20 protein-coding genes are annotated in these 23736 nt (G+C 68.4%); 11 read left to right on the plus strand and 9 right to left on the minus strand.

The window, feature by feature from the left end; all coding sequences use genetic code 11:
- Positions 1–226: 226 nt before the first annotated feature.
- The 3 genes from SYV04_RS14635 to SYV04_RS14645 all read right to left on the minus strand — a co-directional run bounded on the left by SYV04_RS14635 (position 227) and on the right by SYV04_RS14645 (position 2336).
- Positions 227–919 (minus strand): MXAN_6652 family MXYO-CTERM-anchored protein, encoded by a 693-nt coding sequence (locus SYV04_RS14635; RefSeq protein ID WP_321546362.1) that lies wholly within the window; start codon positions 917–919, stop codon positions 227–229.
- Between the two features lie 87 nt (positions 920–1006).
- Positions 1007–1681, minus strand: a complete 675-nt coding sequence (locus SYV04_RS14640) for a TetR/AcrR family transcriptional regulator (RefSeq protein WP_321546363.1) — start codon at positions 1679–1681, stop codon at positions 1007–1009.
- Entirely contained in the window at positions 1656–2336 is a 681-nt protein-coding gene (locus tag SYV04_RS14645; protein WP_321546364.1) for a DUF4336 domain-containing protein, read from the minus strand. The genes SYV04_RS14640 and SYV04_RS14645 overlap by 26 nt, the downstream gene beginning before the upstream one ends.
- A 268-nt stretch (positions 2337–2604) precedes the next feature.
- On the opposite strand from SYV04_RS14645, the gene SYV04_RS14650 reads away from it, so the two are divergent.
- The 7 genes from SYV04_RS14650 (at position 2605) to proS (ending at position 12225) form a co-directional block, all read left to right on the plus strand.
- Positions 2605–3399: a pilus assembly FimT family protein gene (locus tag SYV04_RS14650; protein ID WP_321546365.1), complete on the plus strand. Its 795-nt coding sequence runs from the start codon at positions 2605–2607 to the stop codon at positions 3397–3399.
- Between the two features lie 11 nt (positions 3400–3410).
- A complete protein-coding gene (locus SYV04_RS14655; protein WP_321546366.1) occupies positions 3411–3971 on the plus strand; it encodes a prepilin-type N-terminal cleavage/methylation domain-containing protein in 561 nt (186 codons plus the stop codon).
- 3 nt (positions 3972–3974) lie between these two features.
- Positions 3975–5285: a PilW family protein gene (locus SYV04_RS14660; protein ID WP_321546367.1), complete on the plus strand. Its 1311-nt coding sequence runs from the start codon at positions 3975–3977 to the stop codon at positions 5283–5285.
- 7 nt (positions 5286–5292) lie between these two features.
- Positions 5293–5769: a hypothetical protein gene (locus tag SYV04_RS14665; RefSeq protein WP_321546368.1), complete on the plus strand. Its 477-nt coding sequence runs from the start codon at positions 5293–5295 to the stop codon at positions 5767–5769.
- A 30-nt stretch (positions 5770–5799) separates the two neighbouring features.
- Complete coding sequence (locus SYV04_RS14670; protein ID WP_321546369.1) at positions 5800–10209, plus strand: pilus assembly protein; 4410 nt, start codon at positions 5800–5802, stop codon at positions 10207–10209.
- 14 nt (positions 10210–10223) lie between these two features.
- Entirely contained in the window at positions 10224–10676 is a 453-nt protein-coding gene (locus SYV04_RS14675) for a hypothetical protein (RefSeq protein WP_321546370.1), read from the plus strand.
- A gap of 115 nt (positions 10677–10791) precedes the next feature.
- Complete coding sequence (proS, locus tag SYV04_RS14680) at positions 10792–12225, plus strand: proline--tRNA ligase (RefSeq protein ID WP_321546371.1); 1434 nt, start codon at positions 10792–10794, stop codon at positions 12223–12225.
- On the opposite strand, the gene SYV04_RS14685 is transcribed toward proS, so the two are convergent.
- Both SYV04_RS14685 and SYV04_RS14690 read right to left on the minus strand, forming a co-directional pair.
- Positions 12219–13403: an adenylate/guanylate cyclase domain-containing protein gene (locus SYV04_RS14685; RefSeq protein ID WP_321546372.1), complete on the minus strand. Its 1185-nt coding sequence runs from the start codon at positions 13401–13403 to the stop codon at positions 12219–12221. The genes proS and SYV04_RS14685 overlap by 7 nt on opposite strands.
- A gap of 59 nt (positions 13404–13462) precedes the next feature.
- A complete protein-coding gene (locus SYV04_RS14690; protein WP_321546373.1) occupies positions 13463–14734 on the minus strand; it encodes an adenylate/guanylate cyclase domain-containing protein in 1272 nt (423 codons plus the stop codon).
- 90 nt (positions 14735–14824) lie between these two features.
- Here SYV04_RS14690 and SYV04_RS14695 point away from each other — a divergent pair, with 90 nt between their 5' ends.
- From SYV04_RS14695 to SYV04_RS14705, 3 genes are read left to right on the plus strand one after another with little or no spacing between them, the layout of a single operon-like run.
- A complete protein-coding gene (locus SYV04_RS14695) occupies positions 14825–15352 on the plus strand; it encodes a metal-dependent hydrolase (RefSeq protein ID WP_321546374.1) in 528 nt (175 codons plus the stop codon).
- A gap of 3 nt (positions 15353–15355) precedes the next feature.
- Positions 15356–15910: an RNA 2',3'-cyclic phosphodiesterase gene (thpR, locus tag SYV04_RS14700; protein WP_321546375.1), complete on the plus strand. Its 555-nt coding sequence runs from the start codon at positions 15356–15358 to the stop codon at positions 15908–15910.
- 37 nt (positions 15911–15947) lie between these two features.
- A complete protein-coding gene (locus SYV04_RS14705) occupies positions 15948–16709 on the plus strand; it encodes a nucleotidyltransferase domain-containing protein (protein WP_321546376.1) in 762 nt (253 codons plus the stop codon).
- A 3-nt stretch (positions 16710–16712) separates the two neighbouring features.
- Here the strand turns inward: SYV04_RS14705 and SYV04_RS14710 are convergent, their stop codons facing one another.
- The 4 genes from SYV04_RS14710 to SYV04_RS14725 form a co-directional block, all read right to left on the minus strand.
- Positions 16713–17492 (minus strand): methyltransferase domain-containing protein, encoded by a 780-nt coding sequence (locus SYV04_RS14710; RefSeq protein WP_321546377.1) that lies wholly within the window; start codon positions 17490–17492, stop codon positions 16713–16715.
- A gap of 33 nt (positions 17493–17525) precedes the next feature.
- The gene (locus tag SYV04_RS14715) at positions 17526–19304 is read right to left on the minus strand and encodes a sialidase family protein (protein WP_321546378.1); all 1779 of its coding nucleotides are present in this window, start codon (positions 19302–19304) and stop codon (positions 17526–17528) included.
- Between the two features lie 155 nt (positions 19305–19459).
- The gene (locus SYV04_RS14720; RefSeq protein WP_321546379.1) at positions 19460–20191 is read right to left on the minus strand and encodes a hypothetical protein; all 732 of its coding nucleotides are present in this window, start codon (positions 20189–20191) and stop codon (positions 19460–19462) included.
- A gap of 120 nt (positions 20192–20311) precedes the next feature.
- Positions 20312–22498, minus strand: a complete 2187-nt coding sequence (locus SYV04_RS14725) for a hypothetical protein (protein ID WP_321546380.1) — start codon at positions 22496–22498, stop codon at positions 20312–20314.
- 131 nt (positions 22499–22629) lie between these two features.
- On the opposite strand from SYV04_RS14725, the gene SYV04_RS14730 reads away from it, so the two are divergent.
- A complete protein-coding gene (locus SYV04_RS14730; protein WP_321546381.1) occupies positions 22630–23730 on the plus strand; it encodes a hypothetical protein in 1101 nt (366 codons plus the stop codon).
- The last annotated feature ends 6 nt before the right edge of the window (positions 23731–23736 follow it).

The following is a 23736-nucleotide window of genomic DNA, read 5'->3' on the forward strand; positions in this document are numbered from 1 at the left end:
ACGAGGAACGGCCACCTCCTCGACCGGGGCGGAGCGGGGGCTCACGCCACGGGAGGAGGCGCACGCGAGGGAGAGCGTGAAACAGAGAGCGAAGAGGAGACGGAGAGGACGCATCAAGGGGGGCGCGATGCTAGGGCCAGCCTTGCACTCCTGTCGCGTCCCCTCCCCAGGCCCGGCCGCGGAGCAGCCGGGCAGGAGCCTCGGAGCCTTCCCGAGGGGTCCTCACTCAGTCGCGGCGGCGACGCATGTGCGCGGCGACCAGGGCGAGCAGCAGCACCATGGGCGCGCCACCGGCGGCGGAGCAACCCCCGCCGTCGTCGTCGTCCTCATCCCCATCGCCGCCGCCCGAGCCCGCGTCCGGATTGCCCGTGCCGGCATCCGGCGTGCCCGTGCTTCCACCCGTCACCTGGATGGCCTTGGTGATCGAAGCCGCGTTGTCCCCGGTGTTCTGGCTGTTGCCATTGACCGAGTTGCCACTGGCGTAGAGGGTCACCGTCTGGGCGCTGGTCGGCGCCACCAGCGAGAAGTCGAACCGGACCTCACCGTTGGCGAATGCCTTGGCTCCCCCCTTGTGGGTCAGCTCATTGCTGATGGCCTGCAGATCGGTTCCACCCGGAGTGAGCGTCCCGCCGCCGTTGCTCACCGCCACGTTCATGCCCGCCTTGTTGGCGGGACCACCCTTGATGACGAGCGTGTAGTTGCCCGTGGCGCCCGCGACGAGGCTGTCAGGGCCGAGCAACGTCACCTCGGTGGGGATGGTGGAAGGGTTGCTGCTATGGCAGCCGGCCGACATGCACGTCTTGTTCGCCGTCTTGCCGGAGTAGTCAGTGATGCCCGCATTGTAGGCGTGAGCCGAAGGAGCGAGGAAGCACGCCGCCACCACGCCGACAATGCCAAGAGAGAAGAGCCGCGACTTCATTCAGCCTCCAACATGAACGGGGGAGTAAAAGCCCTTTGTTTCATATCGTGCTGACACACGAATCGTACACACTCTTGACCCACTGCATCATTCCACTCCGGCTCGAAGCAGCAGCGCGCACGCCTCGTCTCGAAGCTGGTGAAGGGTGTGGAGCGTGGAGCCACCCGCCCGCTCCAGCCCAGCCACGAGCGCGAGCAGCCCATGAGCCGTCGTCCACGCGAGGTTGGCCAGGCGTCGCGGCTCGAAGCCCGGCGCCAGCCGGCCCGCGCGCGCATCCTCCTTGAGCCGCGCCTCGAGCGCGTCATTCACCCGCTGGCTCAGCGGGTACACACGCTCGCGCAAAAGCTCCACGGGCAGACCGATGAGCTGCGGCCAGAGGTACGCCACCCGGAAGGCATCCAGGTCCTCCGCGTAGAAATCCACCTTGGCGCGCGCCAGCGCGGCCAGCGCCTCCACGCCGCTCGCCGCGCCCGCCACCGCCGCCTCCAGCACCCGCACCTCCGCCTCGAGCTGCTCCACGGCGAGCGCCCCCACCAGCTCCTCCTTCGAGCGGAAGTAGTAGAAGACGGCCGGCTTGCTCACATCCGCCGCGGCGGCCACCGCCTCCATCGTCAGCCCTGCCACGCCCTCCTTCACGAGCACGGCACGCGCGGCGACGAGCAGCTCCGCCCGGCGGCCCTGCTGACGCCGCTCCTTGCGCGCCTGCCGCTCCGCCGAGGGCTCCCGGCCACGGCCCTCACGCCTGGAGCCACGCGAAGCCATCCCGCAGCGCCTCCCGCCCGCCGCGCTCGAGCACCTCGCCGTGACACACCACCACCCGCTCGAAGTCCCAGCCCAGCACCCCCTCCAGCGAGGTGCGCAGCGCGGCCTTGTCCTTCACCAGGGACTTGAGCAGCACCGTCGGCGCCAGCTTTCCGTAGGTGCGGTTCAGCTTCAGGTACGTGCGCGTGAGCCACGAGGAGGACTCGCGGATGTGGAACGCCAGATCCGTCACCAGCAGCGTGCGGCTGGGGCGGTGCAGGAAGAGGAACTCGTCCAGGCGGGGCATGCCCTGCATCCGCTGTTGGGTAAACACCGCCGCGTAGCCCGGATCCGGCGTCTCCGTGAGCTCCCCATCGATGCGCAGATCCGGCCGCTTGGCGCGCAGGCCCGCCGGTGCCACCACGCGCGCCGCCGGGTAGGCCGCCGCCCAATCTCCCAGGTGGACGTGGTGCATCACGTTGGGCGCCACGAGGAAGCGCACCGGCCCCAGCGCATCCACCGCCGCGCGCGTCTCCGCGTCCATGCGCACCGGCGAGTGGATCCACAGGCCCCCGTCCGGCAGCCGGATCACCGTCATCCGCCCGCCCAGCTCCATGCCTCCGGTACGGAACGGCACCTCTCTCACAAACACACCTTCGCTCAACGGACGCAACATGGCGGCTCCTCGTTCTCTGACCTCGCATCGAAAAACTAACCGGAGGTCAGAAAAATTGCCAATCCGTCCGCCGTACACACAGGTGCCCCACATGTGCGGCGCTGAGGGAGCGGGCCTCGCAAAGTTTGCGGAGTGCAAAGTTTGCGACGCGCAAACCCCTGCAAGAGGCGGTGCGGGCGGCGCGTGATCCCCGTGCTTCCGCAGGCTTACCGGGCACCGGGTTCAGGGCTGGACTTTGCAACGTCCGGGGCTCTGCCGGAGGATCCGCTTGCTCGCTCGCACCCGACTTCGCCGAGGCTTCACGCTGCTCGAGTTGATGACCGCCGTGGCCATCATCGCCATCCTGGCTGGTCTCTCCTTCACCGCCATGTCCTACGGCACGGGGCGCGCGCGGGTGAACAACGCCATGTTCGACGTGGCGGCCATCTTCTCCGCCGCCCAGCTTCGGGCCATGAGCAACGGGGTGCCCCACCTCGTCGTCCTATCCCAGGACCCCACGCCGCCCGACCCGAGTGAGCCTCGCCACGTGCGCATCACCCTGCTCGAGCGCCCCGACACGGCGACGCCCACCATCGACGATGCGGGCTGGAACACCCTGGACCTGATCAACGGCCCGGATGTGGCCCTGAGCTTCGAGCGCACCCTGCCCGACGGCACCGTGGGGCTGGCGCCCGCTCCGGTGCGCGATCGGCTGGTGCTGACGGCGGGCTCGGGCCCGGACTCCGGCGGCTTCTCCTTCCTGGACCTTGACTCGCCGCGCATCCGCCGCCCGCTGCCTCGCCCCTTCAACACCATCCCGCTGAGCACGCCCGACTACAACCCGAGCGACACGAGCCAGCCCACCCGCGAGCTGCTGGGCGGCTGCTCCTTCTGTGTCGCCAACGGCTCCCGGACCTACGGCATCATCCGCTTCAACGCCGATGGCACCGTCGAGGTGCTCACGGGACAGCCCAACAGCACCGGCGGCACCATCGCCTTCATGCCCAACACCACCGACGAGGCCGGCTTCATTCCCCGGCTGCTGACCATCGCCGCCCCCGCGGGCGCCATTCGCACCTTCTAGGAGACCCGCCCATGAGCCCTTCGCGTCCCTCCGCTCGCGGCTTCAGCATCATCGAGGCCCTGGCCGCCATGGCTGTCTTCGTCATCGGCATCGTCGGCGTCATGCAGATGAACGTGCTGGCCAGCCAGCAGAACAACCTGGCCCGCAGCCAGACCATCGCCAGCAAGATCGCCCGCGATGTCGCTGACTCCTTCGAGCGGCTGCCCTTCAACCACCCCGTCTTCCTCCGCAACACGGGCGTGCCCGCCAACAACCCGGATCAGTTCAGCGACTTCAACAACCCCGACGGGCTCTACACGCTGCAAGAGGCCATCGACCTGGACACGGTGCGCCCCTTCCTGGGTGCCGCCGACGCCATCATCAAGTCCGAGGGCGGCGGCGACTTCTACCAGGTCGCCTGGCGCTCCCAGCTCGTCCCCAACACCTCGCAGCCGACCGTGTTCGACTCGCGCCGCATCGCCATCATGGTGCGCTTCCCCACCCCTGGCGGCTTCCGTCAGGTGACCGTCTGGTCCGTGAAGTATGATCCGGCCTCCGTCACCCTCGACCCCGACGCCGTCCTGGAGATCTGATCCATGCGTCCCCCTCTCCGCTCTCGCGGCTTCACCTTGGTCGAGCTGCTCATCGGCGGCGCCGTGGGCGCCGTGGTGCTGCTGGGCATCAGCCTGACCTTCATCTCCCAGGCCCGGCAATACCAGGCGCACGCCAGCCGCCGCGCCATCCAGGCCAACGCGCGCCAGGCCCTGGCCTTCATGGGCCGCGCCGTTCGCACCGCCGGCTATGGCGTCAACCCGGACCGGGCCGTGCTCGCCTACGACTCCTATGACGTGGAGAGCGACTCCGCCGTGCCGGGCTACCCGGACGCGGTCGTCATTCACTGGCGCGACACGCTCTTCCGCCGCAACGTGGCCTCCGCCAACTCCAACCAGATCATCGTGCAGCAGCTGCCAGTGGACCCCGCGGATCCGGGCGCCGAACGAGGCCTGCGCGAGCCGCTGCGCAGGGGGCAGATCCTCCTGGTGCTCTGCCCGCTGGCGCGCCAGCACGCCTTCGTCACCGTGCGCGACTTCGTGCCCGTGGGTGAAACCACCATCCCCCTGGACCAGACCATGCCGGCCTCCGCGGTCAACACGCCCATCGGCGCTCCCGGTCGGCTGTTCCACGAGCAGGCCTCGCTGGACTCCGAGGCCTGCTTCAGCGCGCCCGGCACCCAGGTGGTGAAGGTCCGCCGCGCCGCCTTCTACGTGGCCATGTTCGATGCCGACGGCCTCGGGAGCACTCCCGAGCGCACCCCGTATCTGATGATGCACCAGGGGCTGGACATGCCCACCGACACGCAGCCGCAGGGAGACAACGTCATCGACGTCAACGACTCGGTCCCGGTGGCCGAGGGCATCGAGCAGCTCCAGGTGGCCTACATCCTCAACTCCAACAACGACACCGCGCCGCTCGTGCGCGGCGTGACGGACGACCCGATGCTGTCGCCCAACTACTATGGCGAGCAGTGGGAGCGCATCGACCCGTCCCTGCTCACCAACTGGTTCTTCGACCCGTCCGTGCGCTTCACCGATGCGCGGCGCATGGCGGACCACCCGGCCAACATCCGCCAGGTGCGCTTGACGGTGGTGTCGCGCAGCACCGTGGCCGACCCGGACATCCGGGGCGACAACCTGCTGACGGCCACCGAGGGTGCTCCGCTGGCCAATGGCACCATCCCCTGGCGTCAGCTCGAGAACCTGGGCACGCCCGCCATCGAGGACTTCAACCCCTCGGGCCGCCGCTTCTACCGGGTGCTGCTGCGCGAGTCGATCACCCCCAAGAACATGATGATGAACTCTCAGTTCCCCCCGGTTTCCTTCACCGCCAACACCCTGGGCGGAGGTTGAACACCCCATGAAACGCCTCACTCCCCACCCCCGAGGCATGGCGCTGGTGTTGGCCATGGTCGTCGTGGTGCTCATCACCATGTTGGTGGCGGGCGCCATCTCCTTCACCGGCACCGAGCGAGCCGCCTCCCTCATGCAGACGCAGGAGGACCAGATGTCCTCGTGCATCCAGGCGGCGCGCAACCTCTTCATCTCCCGCATGCGCATGATTCCGGCCACCAGCGTGGAGACGGTCACCTTCGATGAGCAGATGAACGGCGCCCGCGTGGCCACCGGCCACTTCGGCCGCGTGACGGTCAACTCCGTCACCGACACGACCAGCTCCGTGCAGGACGCCAACATCAACGTCATGGCCATCGACCAGACGCCCGGTAACCCTCAGCCCGTGAAGTTCTACGCCGTCACCGCCGTGTGCCAGGAAGTCGCCAACGACCCGAGCAGCCCGGAGCGCGAGGTCGAGTTCCTTGTCAAGGTCGGGTTGTAGACTTCGAGTTCCCAAGGAGAACCCCCCCCTATGCACTCCTGGAAATCCTTCCTCCGTCCCCTGAGCGCCGGCGTTCTGGCGCTCGGTGTGGCCAGTGTCGCCTGGGCGCAGAGCAAACTGGGCACCGCCCAGGACTCCGCCGCCTGCTGTCAGCTCACCACCTCCATCATTCAGGACGCGTTGCGCGGCAAGGACGTGGCCGGCGACGAGCGCTTCTTCAGCTCCGAAGGCGCTCCTCCCAACATCCACTTCCTCATCGATACCTCGGGCTCGATGCGTGAGCTGCCCCAGCTCAACAACAGCAACCACATCGAGTTCTTCAACAACACCACCAACGGCTGCTTCAACGCGCGGTTGGATGCCTTCTCCATCAGCCGCGGCTGGACCGCCAGCACCGTGTACCCGGTGCCGGACATGGGCACGGGGCTGGGCTCGGACACGGGCTTCCCCAACCTCTTCCAGGACAGCAAGTTCTACGGCTACATGTACTGGGGCGACAGCAGCAGCCCCACGCCCCAGTGGAACTCGAAGGAACAGGCCTGCCAGTCGCAGGTGCCCAACTGGAACGGCTCGCGCGCGTCGGATTACGGCCGCTGCATCCTGTGCCTGACCACCAAGGGCTTCTACAAGCTGCCCGAGGCCGAGGCCGTCAACAACGGCGACCTGTCCAACCCGGACTTCATCTTCTGGGGCCGCTACCTCAACTTCAACCCGCCCAAGTACGTCACCGCCAAGGCGGTGCTCAAGCAGGTCGTCAAGGATCTGCGCCGGGTGCGCGCTGGCTTCAGCATCTTCACCAACGACTCCACCAGCACGCAGCTGCGCCAGCGGCAGAACCCCTCGTGCGACCTGATCCTCAGCAACGCCAGCGCCTTCGACAGCAACCGCGCCAGCTACATCAACGACATCAACAGCCTGGGCTTCAGCACCGGCACGCCGCTGGCGCGCTCGCTGCTCAACGTGGGCTACTACTTCACCTCGGATGACGGGGTGTACCGCGACGTGTTCGGCTTCGGCACCGGCTACACCTTCCCGAACACCTTCCGCAACGGCTCGCTCTCCGCGCAGGGCCGCAGCGTGTGCTGGGGCTGCCAGAACTCCTCCATCGTCATCATCACGGACGGTGAGCCCTCCGGCGACACCCTCCACGCCACCGTCGTCAACAAGCTGCGCCAGATCAACAATGGCCCCGTCTACTGCCCGGACGCCGCGTGGTGCGGCACCAACAGCGGCAGCGGCCGGGACCGGGGCAGCAACATCGCCAGCTACACCGACGACAACGGCAACTACTACCTGGATGACGTGGCCAAGATGCTGGCCAACCAGGACCTGCAGCGCAACAGCCCCGCGACGGTGGGCGACTTCAACACCGCCGGCGTCCAGTCGCTGAGCATCTACACGGTGGGCTTCGGCATCAACAGCAACCTGCTCAAGCACACCGCGCAGGTGGGCAACGGCCTGTATTACACCGCCGAGGACTCGGCCAGCCTCAAGCAGGCGCTGCTGGAGATCATCAACAGCGTGCAGACGCGCTCCACCTCCTTCTCCAGCGCCTCGGCCAGCTCCCTGCAGGTGCGTGAGGCGGGCGCGGCCCTCATCCCGCGCTTCGAGCCGGGCCGCAACCGGACCTCCGCGTGGCAGGGCTTCCTCTACCGCTTCAAGCTCGGGCCCGAGCGACTCCTGGACTGCGTGCCCAACGGCACGGGCGACCTCAACAACGATGGCGACTGCAACGACACGCACCTCATCGACTCCACGGGCCAGGCGGTCATCGAGAATGACGAGGGCGAGTTCGTCAAGCTGCTGACGCCCACCGTGGAAGCGGTGCCCTTCTGGGAGGCCGGCAAGAAGTTGCGTGACCCCGCCGCCAACAACACCCAGCGCTGGCTGACGCGCAACATCTACACCATCGTCGACAGCAACGGCGATAACAAGCTGGACAAGCAGGATCCGCCCATCCCCTTCAACGAGGCCAACGCGGACAAGCTGGCCGACTACCTGGGCATCAGCGACAACCCCACCACCTGCAACGACCTGGCGACGACGCTGGGCGTGGGCAGCCTGTCGCGCCTCGACTGCGCCAAGGTCATCATCCGCTGGTACCGGGGCGCCGACGCGCTCAGCCCGGACCCGAGCCTGCGCAACTATGACCGGCCGTTCCTGCTGCAGGACATCTTCCACTCCTCGCCCATCAGCGTGGAGCCGCCCATGCCGCGCATCTTCTGTGACTTCTCCAGCCAGTGTACCTACACCCTGTTCTCGGGCAGCACGCCGGGCAGGGACTCGTATGACACCTACGAGGAGAACCAGGGAGACCGGGACAAGATCGTCCTGGTGGGCTCCAACGGCGGCATGCTGCACGCCTTCCACAACGGCCGAGCCACGGGACCGCGCGATCCGCTGACGAAGATCCGCCCCTACAACGAGGGCACGGGCGATGAGCTGTGGGCCTTCGTCCCTCCGGACATGCTGCCCAAGCTGCGCCCCAACCTGGGCAAGCACGCCTACTTCGTGGACGGCACGCCGATGGTGCGCGAGGTGTGGCTGGACGGCGTGGGCGGCGCGGAAGACGGCGCCAAGCAGGAGGGTGAGTTCCGCACCGTGGCCGTGGTGGGCACGGGCCGGGGCGGTGTGCACCGCTTCGCCCTGGACCTCACGCGCCTGCTGGGCAAGAACATGGACGTCCCGGCCAACATCGTGAAGCCCGACGCCCCGGGCGACTTCCTGTGGATGTGGCCGCAGCCGTGCGACCCGCTGGCGCTGCAGGTGGGCCAGAGCTTCAGCAACTTCTCTCCCCGCCCGCCTCCCATCGGCCCCGTGGCCCTCACCGCCGCCGCGGATGATGCCCTGCGGTCGCTCGTCGGCATGGGTGGGCCCTCCGACGCCCCCTGGGACGTGGAGGGCATCCAGGCGCGCGAGCGCTGGGTGGTGGCGCTCAACGGCGGCTATGACCAGGCCTACAGCCGTGGCCGTGGCATGGCCATCGTGGACCTGACCACCGGCCACACGATGTGGAGCTTCTTCAACGGCGACGGGCAGGACCGCTCGCAGCACCTGCGCTACCCCGTCGGCGCCGGCATCTCGCTGCTGGACATCGGCGAGGGCACCGACCCGACGCGTGACGCGGACCTGCTGCTCGACAGCGCCACCGTGGGTGACTACGGCGGCCAGCTGTGGATGCTGCGCATGTGGAAGCCGGGCACCTGGGACACCAGCACCCAGCGCATCAACAACTGGTTCGCCGCGCGCGCCTTCCGCGTGGAGAAGCCCAGCACCAGCCTCCACGACGAGGCGGTTCGCGGGCCGTTCAGCTACATGACCACCAACACCTTCCAGCCCGACACCGGCTACCTGCGCACCTTCATGGGTACCGGTGACAAGGAGAACCTGCTGGACAAGGGCAGCGCGTGCCGCCTGTCCAACCCGCACGCCTGCGCGGCGCAGGGCTGCCAGGTGAACACCTCGGTGACGGTGGAGCGTGGAGGCTCCAACACGTGGAACTCCAGCGCCAACTTCGAGGACTTCCACTACGCCTCCGGCACCGCGACCCGCGGCGCCACGGGCAGCACCTGCGGCGGCGCTCGGGCCACCCTCACCTGGGACGTCAACCCGGACAACGGCTGCCTCGCCGACAACAACGGCTCCATCCAGTACACCTGCGATGGTAACAGCACGACGTGGAGCTGCCGCGAGACGGCCAACACGTGGACGGTGATCAACTTCACCAAGCCCGACCGGCCCTACCCGCGCCGCTACTACGGCGTGTGGACCTACGGCGTGGACCCCACCCGTACCTTCAATGACAACGCGCAGGCCAACACGTACGACACCCTGCACTTCACCGACAGCCAGCTGATCAACGTGGGCCAGTTCGACGAGGACGGCCAGGTGGAAGAGGGCGCGCAGGCGGAGGCCCCGTCCACGGGCAAGGGCTGGTTCATCGAGTACGAGAACGGCGACGAGGGCACCGGCAACAACGGCACGCTGGTGAGCGGCTGCATGCTGTGGGCCTCGTTCGAGCCCAGCGGCACCTCGGGCGCGGTGTGCTCGACGACGGGCAGCAACAAGTCGCGCATCTACCAGGCCAACTACGCCACGGGTCGCGCCAACTGCGCGGTGAGCTTCTTCTCGCAGAACACCAACAGCTGGTCGCGCTTCCTCGAGTTCAACAGCGTCGCCAGCGCGCCGGAGTTCACCACGCAGCTGACGGTCGGTGGCGGCCAGCTGATTCGTACGGTGGTCGGCCTCGGCCCTGGGCTCGAGGAGTCCGGCGGCGGCGGCGGTGGCGGCGGCGGTGGTGGCGGTGGCGGCAACAACGGCAGCAACGGCGTCATCGATGCCCCCATCACCAAGACCGAAGAGGGCGTGAAGTCGCTGTACCAGATCGTCCTCGACCGCAAGGGCCACGACTGCCGCCACGAGGGTCGGAATTGCGAGTAATCACGACATGGAGGGTGGCAGCGCTCGCCGGGGCGCTGCTGTGTGGGGCCTGCTCGAAAGAGCCGGCCCCCGCCCCGGCCCCGGCAGCGAAGCCGGCCCCCGAAGCGCGGGAGACCGAGCCCGCGCCGGAGCCGGCCGCCGAAGCCGAGCCTGAAGCCCAGGCTCAGGCCGAGGAGGCCGCGCCCGCCGCTCCCGTGGCGGATACGGGGCCTGCTCCGGAGTTCAAGATCGGCCAGCACCGGGATGAGGTGATGCGCTTGTTCGGCAACTGCGCCGAGCGGCGGGTCTTCGTCCCGGGCGGGCCCAACGGCGCGCAGTACGTGGAGGTCTACCAGGCCAAGGAGGACGAGGCCTGCATCAAGCGCCTGGGCGACCGCCACTTCCTCATCCGGGGTGATTTCCTGCACGAGATCAGCCCGGGGCGGATGGTGCCGCCCTCGTTCGAGCCGCCGCCGGAAGGCACCTGAAGTCCACGGAACCCGACGTCCACGAGTGCCTCCAGGCCTCGTGGACGTTGATTTCCGGGAGCCCCCATCGTAGGCAACCCTCCTCTTTCTCTACTTATTACGAGGGTTGCCGCACATGGCCGAGAAGCTCCTGCCCCGCGAGAAGGGCTTTTCCGAGTGGTATGTCGACCTCGTCCTGAAGGCGAAGCTCGCCGACTATTCGGACGTGAAGGGCTGCATGGTCATCCGGCCCAACGGCTACGCGCTGTGGGAGAACATGCAGCGCGTGCTGGACAAGATGTTCAAGGATCTAGGCCACAAGAACGCCTATTTCCCGATGCTCATCCCCGAGAGCTACCTGAAGAAGGAAGCCGAGCACGTCGAGGGCTTCAACCCTCAGCTCGCGGTGGTGACGCACGCCGGTGGCGCCAAGCTGGAGGAGCCCCTCGTCATCCGGCCCACCAGCGAGACCATCATCAACCGCAGCTTCGCCAAGTGGATCCAGAGCTATCGGGACCTGCCGATGCTCATCAACCAGTGGGCGAACGTGATGCGCTGGGAGATGCGCACGCGGCTGTTCCTGCGCACCACCGAGTTCCTCTGGCAGGAGGGGCACACCTGCCACGAGACGGAGGAGGACGCGGAGAAGGAGACGCTGCAGATGCTGGAGGTGTACCGGAAGTTCGCCGAGGACTACATGGCGATGCCGGTGCTCACGGGGCGCAAGAGCGAGACGGAGAAGTTCGCCGGCGCGCTGCGCACCTACTCCATCGAAGCGATGATGCAGGACAAGAAGGCGCTGCAGGCGGGCACCAGCCACAACCTGGGGCAGAACTTCGCCAAGGCCTTCGAGACGCAGTTCCAGGGCCGCGACGGCAAGCAGCACCACGTGTGGCAGACGTCCTGGGGCGTGTCCACGCGCCTCATCGGCGGCCTCATCATGACGCACTCGGATGACGCGGGGCTGGTGGTGCCGCCCCGGCTGGCGGCCACGCACGTGGTCATCATCCCCATCTTCGGTAAGGCGTCGGACGCGGAGAAGGCGCAGGTGCTGGAGAAGTCGAACGCGGTGGCCGCGGACCTGCGCAAGGCGGGCCTGAGCGTGGTGCTGGACGACGACGACACGAAGACCCCGGGCTTCAAGTACAACGAGCACGAGCTCATCGGCACGTGCCTGCGCCTGGAGCTGGGACCGAAGGACCTGGCCAAGGACTCGTGCGTGATGGTGCGCCGCGACGTGCGCCAGAAGGAGTTCGTCCCGCTGGCGCAGGCGGTGGAGAAGGCCAAGGCGATGCTGGACGCGATGCAGTCGGAGATGTTCGCCAAGGCCAAGGCGTTCCGCGACTCGCACACCTTCGAGGTGAACTCCTACGAGGAGATGCAGAAGCGCGCCGAGGAAGGCTTCATGCTGGCGCACTGGTGCGAGAAGCCGGCGTGCGAGACGAAGGCGAAGAACGACATGGCGGCCACCACGCGCTGCCGGCCGTTCGACCTGAAGCAGGAGCCGGGCAAGTGCGTGGTGTGCGGCGACGCCTCCCGCGGCCGGATCGTCTTCTCGAAGGCCTACTGAGCCGCCTTCTCGCGGCGCGGGATGAAGGTGGCGACGGGCTCCGGCTTGCCCGCCACCGGCAGCGGGGTGGCGGCGGTGAACTCGAGCTCACCGCCACACCGCTCCCGCGTCGCTCCCGACACGAGCATGGAGACGCCCACCTTCTTGGTGAGCCCCTCGATGCGGCTGGCCAGGTTCACCGCGTCTCCCACCACCGTGTACTCGCGTCGCTGGCTGGGCCCGATGGCGCCCACCACCACGCGGCCGGTGTGGATGCCAATGCCAATATTGAGCGGCACTTCGCCTCGAGCCTGGCGCTCGGCGTTGAGCACCTCCAGCGCCTCGAGCATCTGCAGCCCGCACTCCACCGCCGCCCGTGGGTGACCTGACAGCTCCAGCGGTGCTCCGAAGTACGCCAGAATCCCGTCGCCGATGAACTTGTCGAGCGTGCCTCCGTTGCGGAACACCACCTCCACCATCCTCGACAGGTACTCGTTCAGCAGCGCCACCACCTGCGGGCTCTCCATCTGGTCCGCCATCGTGGTGAACCCTCGGATGTCCGAGAAAAGCAGCGTCACCTCGCGGTGCTGGCCCTCGTCGGCTCCGGAGCCCAGCTCGGCGATGCGGCGCGCCACCTGGGGTGAGAAGTAACGGCCCAGGCGCGTACGCTGGACCTGCTCGCGCGTCACGTCATGCACCATGCCGAGCACCTGCCGGCTGACGAACGTGGCGGCGAACGCCGCCATCGCCAGCACCAGCACCAGCGCGTACAAGTAGACGTCGATGGGAATCCCGACAGCGGTGCAGAGCCACGCCTCGCAGGCGATGGCCAGCACGGTGGCCACCCCCACGCCGACGCTCGACAGCTCCAGCATCGCCACCACCATCACCAGGGTGACGTAGATGGCCGTGGTCATCACCGCGGAGGCCACGGGGTTCGAGGCGCCGCCAACCGCCGTGAGCTGGATGAGGCAGATGGCGGGCATGTCGATGGCCACCACTCCGAGCGAGGGCCTCTTGCCCAGCCAGGCAAAGCGCCGAGCCCCGGCCCACAGCGCGAACGCCAGGAGCAGGTATGCCCCCAGCATCCCGCGCGGCGTCGCCCAATCGAAGAGCGAAGCGAACAGGAGCCAGCCCAGCGCGCCGCTCACACGGAAGCGGTTGATCCACTCCGTCACCTGCGCGCGGCGCTCGTCCAAGCGCTGCCGCAGGAGCTCCTCGAGGCCAGGATCGGATGGGGCAAGCAGCACGGTGCCCCTCACGCTAATCCAGGGGTTCTCCCCTCACCAGGAAGGCGCCCGAGACTCGCCGGGCGCTGAGGGACGAAGGTAGCCACGGGCTCGGGCTTGCCGGCCACCGGCAGCGGCGTGGCGGCGGTGAACTCGAAGTCCGCGCCACAGCGGGCCTGCGTCACCTCCGACACGAGCATGGAGACGCCCACCTTCTTGGTGAGCCCCTCGATGCGGCTGGCCAGGTTCACCGCGTCCCCGATGACCGTGTACTCGCGCCGCTGGTCCGGCCCCACGTCCCCCACCACCACGCGGCCGGTGTGGATGCCGATGCCAATCTTGAGTGGCTCCTCGCCGCGTGAGCGCCGCTCGGCGTTGAGTGCCTCCAGCGCCTCGAGCATCTGTAGCCCGCACTCCACCGCCGCCTGCGGGTGGCCCGACAGCTCCAGCGGCGCTCCGAAGTACGCCAGAATCCCGTCGCCGATGAACTTGTCGAGCGTGCCCCCGTTGCGGAACACCACCTCCACCATCCTCGACAGGTACTCGTTGAGCAGCGCCACCACCTGCGGACTCTCCATCTGGTCCGCCATCGTGGTGAACCCGCGGATGTCCGAGAACAGCAGCGTCACCTCGCGGTACTGGCCGCTGTCGCCTCCCGGGCCGAGCTCGGCGATGCGGCGCGCCACCTGGGGCGAGAAGTAGCGGCCCAGCCGGGCGCGACGCGTCTGCTCACGCGTCACGTCATGCACCAGCCCGAGCACCTGCCGGCTGACGAACGCGGCGGCGAACGCCGCCATCGCCAACACCAGCACCAGGGACTGCGGGTAGGCATCCCTGGGAATCCCCGCCTGCTCACACAGCACCGCCTCGCAGGCGATGGCGACGCCGGTGGCCACCACCACGCCCCGCCACGACATGCCCAGCATCGCCACCACCATCACCAGGGTGACGTAGATGCCAATGGGCATCATCGCCACCGCCTCGCGGTTGGGCGTGTACTCCAGCGCCGCGTATTGGATGAGGCAGATGGCGGGCATATCGATGCCCACCACCCCGAGCGAAGGCTGCTTGCCGAGCGTGGTGATGCGCCGGGCTCCGGCCCACAGCGCGACCGCCAGCGCCAGGTAGATGCCCAGCATCCACAGGGGCGTCTTCCAATCGAACAGGTAGGCAAAAGCGAGCCAGCCGAGCGCCCCCCCTGCGCGGAAGCGGTTGATCCACTCGCTCATCCGCGCGCGGCGCTCGTCCAAGCGCTGGCGCAGGAGCTCATCGAGTCCCGGCTCGGAAGAAACCGTGTGCAAGATACCTCCAGGGTAGACCAGCGGCCCTGCTTCCGCCAGGAAGGCTCTCGCCGCTCCTGCCCCGCCGATGGACTATCGTGGAAGGCAGGTATGGCAAGCATCGGTCACGTGGCGGTGGGCATGTTGTTGGGGCGGTACGAGCGAGGCACCTCCTCGACGGGGAGGCTGCTCGCCAGCATGGCCTTCTTCTCCGCGCTGTCCCTGTCTCCGGACGCGGACGTCATCGCCTTCGTGTTCCGCATTCCCTATGAGGCGCCCTGGGGCCACCGCGGCGCCACGCACTCTTTCGTCTTCGCCGCGCTGGTGGCGCTGGCCATCGGCCTGCTGGCGCGCGCCGTCCGCTTCCCTGCCCTGCGCACGGGCGGGCTCGCCTTCATCGCCCTGGCCAGCCATGGCCTGCTGGACTCGCTCACGGATGGAGGGCTGGGCGCGGCGCTGCTGTGGCCCTTCTCGAACGAGCGCTTCTTCGCGCCGGTGCAGCCGCTGCCGGTGGCTCCCATCGGCGCCGGCATGTTGTCCCCTCGCGGGCTGTACGTGGTGGTGGTGGAGTTCGTCGTCTTCCTCCCCTTCTGGGTCTACGCGCTCTGGCCACGTCGGCGCGCCCTCCCGGAGTCCTGAGCCATGCGCCTGTTCACCGCCGTCACGTTGGGGAGCGCCATGGAGGCCCGTGCCACCGCGGCCATCGAGCGCCTGCGGCCCGTGTCGCCCAAGGCGCGCTGGGTGAAGCCCGAGGGCGTCCACCTCACGCTGGTCTTCCTGGGGGAGGTGGATGCGGCGCAGCTCCCCGCCCTGGGCGAGGCGCTCACGCCCGTGTCCCACCACCACGCGCCCTTCACGCTCACCATCGAGGGCGGCGGGTGCTTCGGCGTGCCGCGTCACCCGCACGTGCTGTGGGCCGGCGTGGGTGGGGACATCGCCGCGCTGGGAGCGCTCCAGGCGGAGGTGGCCACCGTGCTGGAGCCGCTGGGCTTTGCGAAGGAGAAGCGCATGTACACGGCGCACCTGACGCTGGCGCGCTCCAAGGAGCCTCGGGGCGACGCGACGTTCCTTGAGTGCCAGCAGGTGCTCGCGGGGGAGCACTGGGGTCAGGCGCGCGTGGAGCACCTCGTCCTCTTCGAGAGCCGGGGTGGGCGCTACGAGCCGCGGTTGGAGCTGCCGCTGGCCGGCGCTCCGTGAGCCAACCCCAAGGCCCCCAACATCAGGAGCCGACGCCATGACGACGCTCGACAGTCGCCTGGAACCCTTCGTACAGCGTCACCCCTACCCGCTCGTCTTCATGACGGTGAGCGGCTCTCACATCTACGGCTTTCCCTCGCCGGACTCGGACTGGGACCTGCGCGGCGTCCACGTGCTGCCCGCGCGCGAGGTGGTGGGGCTCGACACGGGCCCGGACACCGTGGAGCAGGCCACGCTCCACGAGGGCCTGGAGATGGACCTCGTCACCCACGACGTGTCCAAGTTCTTCGCCCTGCTCCTGCGCCGCAACGGCTACGTGCTGGAGCAGCTCTTCTCGCCGCTGGTGCTGCGCACCTCGCCGGAGCACCAGGAGCTCAAGGCCCTGGGGGGCGCCTGCATCACCCGCCACCACGCGCACCACTACCTGGGGTTCTCCGAGACACAGTGGCGGCTCTTCGAGAAGGAGAACCCCCGGCGCGTCAAACCGCTGCTCTACGTGTACCGGGTGCTACTCACCGGCATCCACCTGATGCGCACGGGGCGCGTGGAGCCCAACCTCGTCACGCTCAACGAGGAGTTCCGCCTGCCGTACATTCCCGAGCTCGTCGAGCGCAAGCTGTCGGGGCCCGAGAAGGGCACGCTGCCGGAAGGCGACTTCGCTTTCCACGAGCGGGAGTTCCAGCGCCTGCGGGGCGAGCTGGAGCGGGCCCGGGACGCGTGTACGCTGCCAGAGGCGCCGAGCGGGCGCGCCGGGCTCCATGACCTGCTCGTACGCCTGCGGCTGGCCTCGGCGCGGTGAGGCTCAGGGCCGTGCGTCACCTGGGCGCACGGCCACCACGAAGCGGCGGGTGAAGCGAAACGGCGTTCCTCGGGCCGAAGCGGGGTAGTCCGCGCGCAGCAGCGGCCGGAGCAGCTCCAGGAAGGCCTTGCCCTCCTCGGGCCCGAGCGCCGCGAGCACCGGCCGCAGCGTGGTGCCCAGCAGCCACTGGAGCACGGCGTCCTCGCCCGGCAGCACATGGAGGTACGTCGTGTCCCATGCGTCCACGGCGAGGCCCAGGCCCGCCAGGTGGGCCTCGTAGAAGTCGAGCGGCTCGGCATGGCCTCGGCGCACGGAAGCCAGCGCCGGGGCGAAGCGCGGGTGGGCGCGCAGCTCGTCGATGCGCCGATGCGAAGGTGCCTCGAAGTTGGCGGGCACCTGGAAGGCGAGCACGCCTCCCGGGGCGAGCAGGGACACCAGCCGGGACAGCAGCGCCGCATGGTCCGGCAGCCAGTGGAGCGCCGCGTTGGAGACGAGCACGTCCAGCGGTGCCTCCGGCTTCCACCCCGCCAGGTCCGCCAGCTCGAAGGACACCCGGTCCGGCGCGGCGCGGCGGGTGGCCTCCGCCACCATCGCCTCGGAGGAGTCCACCCCCACCACCCGGGCCTGGGGCCAGCGCTCGGCGAGCACGAGCGTCAGGTCCCCGGTCCCACAGCCCAGATCGGCCACCCGCGAGGGAGCGGCCACGTCCACCCGCGCGAGCAGCTCGAAGAAGGGGCGCTTGCGCTCGTCTCGGAAGCGCTCGTACTGCGCGGGGTTCCACATAGACCCTCCCTCGGCGGCGGTGCCGGAAAGAACCTAACGTGAATTCAACCGGCGGACCTGGAACTCGTCGAACCACACTCCGGCCTTGGGGGTGGAGAGCCCTGCCTGCCCGGCCTCCCCGAGCGCGGCGCTGCTGGAGTCCACCACCGTGAGGCGGACCTGCCCATCCACGGAGGCGATGAGCTCCACGGGGCCCGAGCCCCGAGCGGAGAGCGTGAGTGTCACGGGCTCGCGAGAGGAGGACACGCCACTGCTCGCCTCTCCCAGCACGGTGATGCGCCCCGAGAGCTCTCGCCGCACCTGGAGCCGCCCGTCCCGACGGAAGACGAGGGTGTAGCGCGCATCCCCCTGGGCGCGCAGCGCCACCGAAGCCTCATCCGCGCCGAAGTGCTGCAGCCGCGCCTCCACGCTGCAGTCCCGGCAGTGCGAGGGCTGAGCAAGCGCGAGGTTGCCGCCATTCAAGTCGCTCACCCCGCGCTTTCCGTCCGAGAACCACAGGCCTCGCACCGTCCACTTCTCGCCCAGCCCTCGCGAGGAGGTCCGCGAGAAGTCCTCCCGGAAGATCAGCTCGCCCGGAGCGGGAGGCTCCTCGGGTTCATCCCCCGGTCCGTCCTCGCCTCCGTCATCGTCGTCGACGGGCATCATCACGCGCGACACCGAGCCTCGCGAGCTCGCATCGGGCGCATCGCCGAAGAGACAGGGAACCTCACTCGTGCCGGGAGGCAGCACGGCGATGGCGTTGAGGTAGCCCTTGAAGGTGCTCCGTGAGTCCAGCACCACGGGATCGCTGAAGGCACCGTCCTTCAACACGCGCACGCGCAGCTCGTAGCGTTTGTTGTGCTCACGCACGCGGTTGTAGAAGACGTACAGCGTGTCGCCGACGCGCGTGGTGGCCGGCTGCATGGCCCAGTCGCGCGCGTCCTCCAGCAGGGTGCGAGAGCCGAAGGTGCTGCCGTTGAAGTGGCGGTAGTACAGCCGCTCGTACTCGTCCTTGTAGACGAAGTGCATGCCGCCGTGGCCGTCCTCCACCGCGCTGAGCGCGGCGCCGTGGTAGATGCCATCCGGGAAGGCCTGGCGCACGGAGCCCCAGGTGTCCAGCGGATCACTGTCCTGGCGGATGCGCATGCGCGCCGGCTCGTAGCCATCGTGCATGCCGTAGACGAAGACGAGCTTGGTGCCGACGCTCAGCAGCCGCCCTCCCCCTCTGCGACGTACCCGGTCGAGGTCCGGCTGGCGGTGAAAGCTCGCGCCTCCATCCGTGGAGACGGTCACCACGGCGGTGGAGCGGCCATCCCGCTCGAGGCGGAAGGCCTGGATCCACAGCCGCCCCTGGGAGTCCCGGGCAATCAGCGCCCGCGAATAGGCGATCCGGTCATCAGGCGCGTCGAAGACGCGCACCGCGGGCTCAGGGCTCCAGGTGTTCCCACTGGACTGGTAGCGCCACCATTGGAACCAGACATCGTGTCTGCGGGAGGGCGCGAGGTCAGGCGACTCGTAGGAGTAGACGAGCGCCACATCCTTGCCCACCGCGAGCAGCTCGGCCCGGTCGCGGTGGCTCGCGTCGGGCTGGATGGGCGCGAGGAACCGGAAGCTGCGCGCTCCATCATCCGAGCGATAGAGCGAGAGACCGCGTCCCTCGACTCCGCCTTGCTGGACGGCGAGCAGCCAGACGGGCGCTCGATTCCCTCCAACCTCGATACGAACCGCGTGACGCTGAGCCGGCAGGGTGAGCGCATTGCCCCCACTGACCGGCACCAGCGGAGACCCGCTCGCGAGCACCGCCGCGAGCAGGGCCGTGGTAGCCCCCACCATCACCATCCCCTCCCCTTGGAAACTCCAGGGAAGCTAAGGCGGGAGGGCTGAGGAGCCAACCAACACACGACGAAGGCACCGGACCTGGGGGCAGGTCCCAGCGCCTTGTCCGCCAGTACACGCTGCCGGACAGCGGAGCGTGTACCGAGGAGGAACTACGGGGTGCCGGCGTCGGTGGCCGGGGTGCCGGCGTCCGTCGGGCTCGTGGTGCCACCATCCGTGGAGCGGGTGCGGGTGGCCTTGCGCTCGACGGGGGGCGGCGGGTTGATCAGGGTGAGGGAGCGGAGGAACTCATCGGCCGCGGGGGCACCGATGCTCGGGTTGTAGAGGGCGAGCATGGTGTAGAGGCGGGGCCCGACGAGGTAGCTGCGCGCCTTCACCTCGCCGTTCTCCGAGGAGACGACGAAGGCCTTGCCGGGATAGGTGTCGTTGATGGTGATGTTCTCTTCGCTCTTCAGGGTGCCCTTGAGCTGGGCGATGATGCCGTCACGGGCCTCATTGAGGAACGCCTCGGGCGGGCGAGCGGCGACGACCTTGACGGGGTAGTCGGCGAGGCTGATGGCGTAGCCGACATTCTCCACGTTGGCGTTCCACGCGGCGGTGACGATGTCACCGGCGGGGATGGTGACCTTGTTGCGCTGGGGCTGAGGGGCGCCGGGCATCTTGGCGGTGAAGCCCTCCTCGGGGCCGCCGACGGTCTGGAGCTGCGGACCGGCAGGTGCGGCAGGGGTGGCGGCACCCGCGGCGGGCTTGTTCTCCTCGGGGAGCTCCTCGACGGAGGAGGAGCCACCGGGCTGCGTGCCTCCCGGCTGCTGGGAGGTGGCGCATGCGAACGCCACGAGCGAGACGACACAGAAGGCGGTGAGGAGGCGGGACTTCACGGACATTGCGCTTCCTTTCTCAAAGAGGAGGAAAATGCCGCGGACCCTAGACGAGTACGCGGCGTGTGACTACCCGGGAATGACGCGCCCCCACCCTGAAATGGTTTCAGGGCAGGAGCTTTGGGCTCAGGGGCAGTTGGTGATTGTCGTGGCCGCGTTGCCCGTGTTGCGCGGGTCGCGCTGGTACTTGGGCCAAGGCGCGGCGGAGTCGAGCCCGGGGCTGTCGACGACGAACGCGTACAGCTTGGTCGCCGCCGCGATGTAGAGGGTTCCCAATCCCGCCGTCACCTGGCCCGTGGGACCGCGATGACAGTCCAGGGTTGGGGACACGAAGCCCTCAACGTTGTCCTGCACCGGGATGTCCTCCAGTTCCCACTGAGGAGCCAGCGTGCTCGCCACCCACGCAGCAACCCGCCCCGTCGTACCGGAGGTGCTGAACGTGTAGAGCCGGTCATTCTCCGCAATGACAGGCGCACCTCGCAGGGTGCCATTGCTCGCTGCTCGGGCGCTGGGTGCTGTGCTCAGCGGTTGCACCGTGAGGGACAAGAGTTCCTGGGCTGAACTGGTCTCCGCGCCGAAATAGGCGGTGTTGCCAGTGCCAATGGCCAGGTTGAAAACACGGGAGGTAGCCGTCGAGGGATAGGCCACGCTCACACCTCCACCTGAAGTGGCCACCGAGAAGAGCGCTCCCTGCGCTGGATTCTCGCTGCTCGCACCACCGTAGAGGGTGTCGCCCAGGACCGCGAGCCCCCGAGCAAAGTAGGTGGTGCTCTGAGGCCAACCCGCGCGAGGCGTATTGGCGAGCGTGGAGAGATCAAAGCTGGTGACCTTGAAGTCATTGGTCCCATAGAAGACGTTCGAATCCTTGATCACCACCGCGCTACCAGTCGTGGAGGGCGGCACGGATCCGCCAGACGCCTCGACACACTGCTCCGCTAGCACAGCGGTAGGTCTCACTCCGATGATTCGTCCCTGGCTGCCGCTGGCGTTGTAGATGCTGAAGCCCGTCTCGCGGGGCACTCCCAGGATCGATGTCGAGCCCACCGCGACAGCACTAACGAGCGAGCCACTTCCCGAGGGGGTACATTGGGACGCTATCGCGCCACTGCTTCCTCGAATGCCATAGAGGAGCGGGCTCGAACCACTCTTGGCCGTGACGTACACGTACTCTTCGTCTGAAGCGAAAACGCCTACCGCCGGGCTTCCGGTGACATCTCCCGTGGAGGTCTCCCACTTCCGCTTGCCCTCCGGATCAATGGCAACCGTCTTTCCCGTCCCTGTAGTCGTGTTCGTGCCGAAGTAGACGACGCCCTGGGCTCCCACGGCGGGGGTACTGAGGATGTTCGCACTGGCTGCGAAACCCCACTTCCAACGCGTCACCTTCAGCGGCCGGGTGGCAGTGCCCTCATTGCCTGCGCCATCCTGCCCCTTCACCCGGAGTTCCATCGTGCCTCGGAACGCCCTCATCTCCGGCACCGAGAGGTTCACGGTCGCGCTGGCACAGAAGGCGGGAGCACCCTCGCAGCCCCCCGCTATCTGCAACGGCACCTCCATCTCCTGCCCGGGAGTGTTTCCAGGCCCGATGCCCACCAGGGTCAACGCCACACTGTTCACGGTCTCGGTGGACGAGACCGTCACCACGACGGACTCATCCCTGCGGAATGCCGCCTCGAACCCCGCGGTGAGATCTCGCTGGTCCGCCTGGGTAGCGCTGGGCTCAGCCCGAGGCGGCGGATTGGAGAGATTGATGGTGAAGGTAGGCGCCACCGAGTCCACCGTCACGGTCACCGAGCCGCTCACCCCCGCGTCAGTGACGGGGTAAGCCGCGGTCACGGTGAATTGATCCTGAGCCGCAGGCGGCTGCCACGTAATGCTGTAGGTGCCTCCATCGCGAGACTGATTCGAGAACGGGCCGATGTCACCACTGTTGACCCGTGTCGCGCCGAAAGAGAGGAATGGCGGCAGCTCCGTCGAAGTCGCGTAGGTGGGGTTCACCACGAGTTCAGCCACCACCTGTACCGCCCCACCATCCAGAACGGCATTGTTGGTGGGCGACAGGAAGTTCACCCCCGTGAACCGGGCTCGGCAACCACTCCGAGTACACGCCTCATACGAGGCACAAGCGAACGAGCAGCCTCCGTCGGTCTCCTCCGGCTCCGTGCCCACCGCGTAGCAGAGCTTCGTGGCTTGGTCGCACGCCGAACCCTCGCCGCAATCGTTGTTGGTGGAACACTCGATGTCGCCCTCGGCGAGCTTCGTACAACCCGCCAACGTCACCAGCAGCAACCCGGCGCCCAGGAGTTTGCGTAACATCAGAGACCTCCCCAAACCTTTTGACGGCCCAGCGCCGGTGGATAGCATGGCCCCCCTGGTCGCGGAAGGTTGCGGCCGAGCCTTTCCACCCGCTGCCCAACGCTCGACATCCCTCCGGACGAGGGTCTCCCATGGCGAACCGGCTCTCCCATTACGGCCTCCTGCTGGTACTCCCCAGCCTCCTGCTGGCCTCCACGGCCTCCGCCCAGGCGCCACAGCGCGAACGCGTCGCGCTCCACCCCTGTGTCATCACCGGCGGCAAGAAGGCCGACAACACCCAGGAACTCGAGGCCGTCTGCACCACCGCGGCCATCCGCGAGACCATGGACCTCGTTCCCTCCAACGAGGTCACCACCTTCTTCACCGAAGAGGCCTGCGCCACCGCCAAGGACAAGGCCGCCTGCCTCGCCAAGCTCGCCACGCCTCCCAAGGGCGCCCGCGCCCAGCAGGCCCCAGGCTCGTGCGCCAAGGCCAAGAACCGCGATGCCTGCCTCGGGCGCCTCGCCACCGCCACCAAGGCCACCCGCACCCTCTACATCACCCTCAACCCCTACACGACCAAGACCACGCGCATCACCGGCATCGTGGTGGACACCAAGGGCAAGCGCGTCGAAGACCGCACCATGGAGCTGCCCCGCATCCCCAGCCAGTCTCCACGGGACGTCATCCGCTTCGCTGTCGCGCAGCTGCTCGAGAAGCTCGAGGTGGCCAAGGCCCCCGTCGCCGACTTCATCCCTCCCTCGCTCACCGGTCAGCCAGACCCCGAGCCCGAGCCCATCGCCCAGCGGCCCGTGGCTCCCACGCCCCCGCCTGCCGCGACGCCGGCTCCCCCCGCCATCACCGCCCAGCCGGAGCCCCCCCGTGGGCGCACGTGGAAGACCCCCGCTGGCATCGCCGGCATGGTCGTGGGTGTCGCGGGCGTTGGCCTCGCGGGCTACCTCGTCAGCAGCTCCAACTCGAAGGCCGATGACTTCAACAGTGCCTACGCTGACGGCAAGCGCCCGGCGCAGGCCGACCTGCCGCGCCTGGACCAGCTCCGGGACGACGTGAAATCCCAGCGGAGCACCGCCACCCTCAGCGCCGGAGTCGGAGGCGCGCTCGCCGTCGGCGGCCTCATCCTCTTCCTGGTGGACCGCCCCTCCTCCGAGGCGACTCCCGCCAAGCCCAAGGCCGGTTCGGCCCGGATCCTCGCCGGCCCCCGCCAGGTGGGGCTCCTCGTCGTGCTGCCGTAACCGGCG

It is taken from the genome of Hyalangium ruber, from assembly GCF_034259325.1.
Classification (GTDB): Bacteria; Myxococcota; Myxococcia; order Myxococcales; family Myxococcaceae; genus Hyalangium_A; species Hyalangium_A rubrum.

Coding starts and splice junctions, on each gene's coding strand:
- SYV04_RS14665 (WP_321546368.1), top strand. CDS start 5,293: ATGAAACGCCTCACTCCCCACCCCCGAGGCATGGCGCTGGTGTTGGCC.
- SYV04_RS14705 (WP_321546376.1), top strand. CDS start 15,948: ATGACGACGCTCGACAGTCGCCTGGAACCCTTCGTACAGCGTCACCCC.
- SYV04_RS14695 (WP_321546374.1), top strand. CDS start 14,825: ATGGCAAGCATCGGTCACGTGGCGGTGGGCATGTTGTTGGGGCGGTAC.
- SYV04_RS14715 (WP_321546378.1), bottom strand. CDS start 19,304: ATGGTGGGGGCTACCACGGCCCTGCTCGCGGCGGTGCTCGCGAGCGGG.
- SYV04_RS14635 (WP_321546362.1), bottom strand. CDS start 919: ATGAAGTCGCGGCTCTTCTCTCTTGGCATTGTCGGCGTGGTGGCGGCG.
- SYV04_RS14655 (WP_321546366.1), top strand. CDS start 3,411: ATGAGCCCTTCGCGTCCCTCCGCTCGCGGCTTCAGCATCATCGAGGCC.
- SYV04_RS14670 (WP_321546369.1), top strand. CDS start 5,800: ATGCACTCCTGGAAATCCTTCCTCCGTCCCCTGAGCGCCGGCGTTCTG.
- SYV04_RS14640 (WP_321546363.1), bottom strand. CDS start 1,681: ATGGCTTCGCGTGGCTCCAGGCGTGAGGGCCGTGGCCGGGAGCCCTCG.
- proS (WP_321546371.1), top strand. CDS start 10,792: ATGGCCGAGAAGCTCCTGCCCCGCGAGAAGGGCTTTTCCGAGTGGTAT.
- SYV04_RS14660 (WP_321546367.1), top strand. CDS start 3,975: ATGCGTCCCCCTCTCCGCTCTCGCGGCTTCACCTTGGTCGAGCTGCTC.
- thpR (WP_321546375.1), top strand. CDS start 15,356: ATGCGCCTGTTCACCGCCGTCACGTTGGGGAGCGCCATGGAGGCCCGT.
- SYV04_RS14645 (WP_321546364.1), bottom strand. CDS start 2,336: ATGTTGCGTCCGTTGAGCGAAGGTGTGTTTGTGAGAGAGGTGCCGTTC.
- SYV04_RS14720 (WP_321546379.1), bottom strand. CDS start 20,191: ATGTCCGTGAAGTCCCGCCTCCTCACCGCCTTCTGTGTCGTCTCGCTC.
- SYV04_RS14710 (WP_321546377.1), bottom strand. CDS start 17,492: ATGTGGAACCCCGCGCAGTACGAGCGCTTCCGAGACGAGCGCAAGCGC.
- SYV04_RS14725 (WP_321546380.1), bottom strand. CDS start 22,498: ATGTTACGCAAACTCCTGGGCGCCGGGTTGCTGCTGGTGACGTTGGCG.
- SYV04_RS14730 (WP_321546381.1), top strand. CDS start 22,630: ATGGCGAACCGGCTCTCCCATTACGGCCTCCTGCTGGTACTCCCCAGC.